This is a genomic window from Butyricicoccus sp., from assembly GCF_050872565.1.
Taxonomy (GTDB): domain Bacteria; phylum Bacillota; class Clostridia; order Oscillospirales; family Butyricicoccaceae; genus Butyricicoccus_A.
Window position 1 is genome coordinate 1 of the sequence record NZ_JBNMHC010000460.1, and the last position, 1453, is coordinate 1453.

The 1453-nt window shown below is 47.3% G+C and carries 3 protein-coding genes; all 3 read left to right on the forward strand.

Translation table 11 applies throughout. The annotated features are described in order from the left end of the window. On the forward strand, positions 1–772 hold a 772-nt coding region (locus ACR0P9_RS12500; RefSeq protein WP_432620635.1), incomplete at its 5' end, for a type III pantothenate kinase. 114 nt (positions 773–886) lie between these two features. After that, positions 887–1267, forward strand: coding sequence for a GntR family transcriptional regulator (locus tag ACR0P9_RS12505; protein ID WP_432620637.1), 381 nt, complete (start codon positions 887–889; stop codon positions 1265–1267). Then, on the forward strand, positions 1264–1453 hold a 190-nt coding region (locus ACR0P9_RS12510), incomplete at its 3' end, for an ATP-binding cassette domain-containing protein (protein WP_432620639.1). The genes ACR0P9_RS12505 and ACR0P9_RS12510, both read left to right, overlap by 4 nt.

Consider the following 1453-nt stretch of genomic DNA (forward strand, 5'->3'; position numbering starts at 1 on the left):
AATCAATATACAAAATTCAGCGATTACACTGGGGTGTTTTGACAGACAGGGAAAATTGTGCGTCGTTTCTCATATTGCATCAGAGACCCGACAGACGGCGGATCAATATGCCTGTCAAATAGACAGTGTGCTGCGCTTGCGTGGTTGTGAGCCGTCTCGTATCTATGGCGCGATTATTTGCTCTGTTGTGCCTGCACTCAGCGGAGTGCTGCGTGAAGCGGCAGAAATCTTGTGCCATTGTGATGTGGTCAATGTCTCCTCTGGCGTCAAGACAGGATTGAGTATTCGCATGGATAATCCACGTGTTGTCGGCAGTGATTTGGTATGTGTCGCTGTGGAAGCAGCGGCGAAGAAGCAACTTCCGGCACTGGTTATTGATATGAATACGGCGGTGACATTTACAGCACTAGATGAAACTGGTGCGCTGGTCGGCTCGATTATTGCACCGGGAATGCGCATTGGCTTGGAGTCCTTACATACCAAAGCAGCGCAGCTGCCGTCTATCGGCTTGACGCGTCCAAACACGGGATTGTTGGGAAAAAATACGATGGATGCTATGGCGTCCGGTGTGCTCAATGGCACAGCTTGCATGATTGACGGAATGATTGGACGATGTAAGAATCAGCTCGGAGAAAATTTGACGGTTTATTTGACAGGAACCGACGCAGAGCTTGCCGCACCGTATGTAACGCAGGCGGTTCATCGTGCTGATGATATGGTGCTGTACGGCTTGCACCGCATCTGGATGAAAAACAAGCGGCGAGAAATTTAAAGATGTGAGAAGCAGAGAAATCTGTCTCTTTTTTGTTCTATGACTTGACAAGTGTACATCTAGCGTATATACTGTATATAAAGAATATGAACAGTATATACGGAGGTGGTAGCCGTGCAGATTATTCTGCAAAATACGGGCGGCAAACCGATCTATGAGCAGATTACCGAACAGATGAAAGCACAGATTTTATCTGGCGTGATTCCTGCCGGAGAACAGCTTCCTTCGATTCGGACATTGGCAAAAGATCTGCGTGTCAGTGTGATTACGACAAAACGAGCCTATGAAGAGTTGGAACGCGAGGGATTTGTCGAAACTATGCAGGGACGCGGCACATATGTCTCGCATCAAGATACGGAACAGGTGCGAGAAGAGCATCTCAGACGTATCGAACAAAAATTGCTGGAAGCTGTGGAGATTGCAAAGAGTGCAGGTATTTCCGAACAAGAAATGTGTGAAGCACTGCATCTCTTATTTGGAGGTGACGAGAGATGAAAGCATTAGAAGTAAAGGGACTGTGCAAGCGATATGAAAATTTTACCCTAGATAATGTGAGCTTTTCTTTGGAACAGGGAACAATCACCGGTCTGGTCGGCAGAAATGGTGCAGGCAAGACGACAATTCTTCGCAGTATTTTAGGCGCGGCACATCTTGATGCCGGAAGCATTTCTCTTTTGGGGA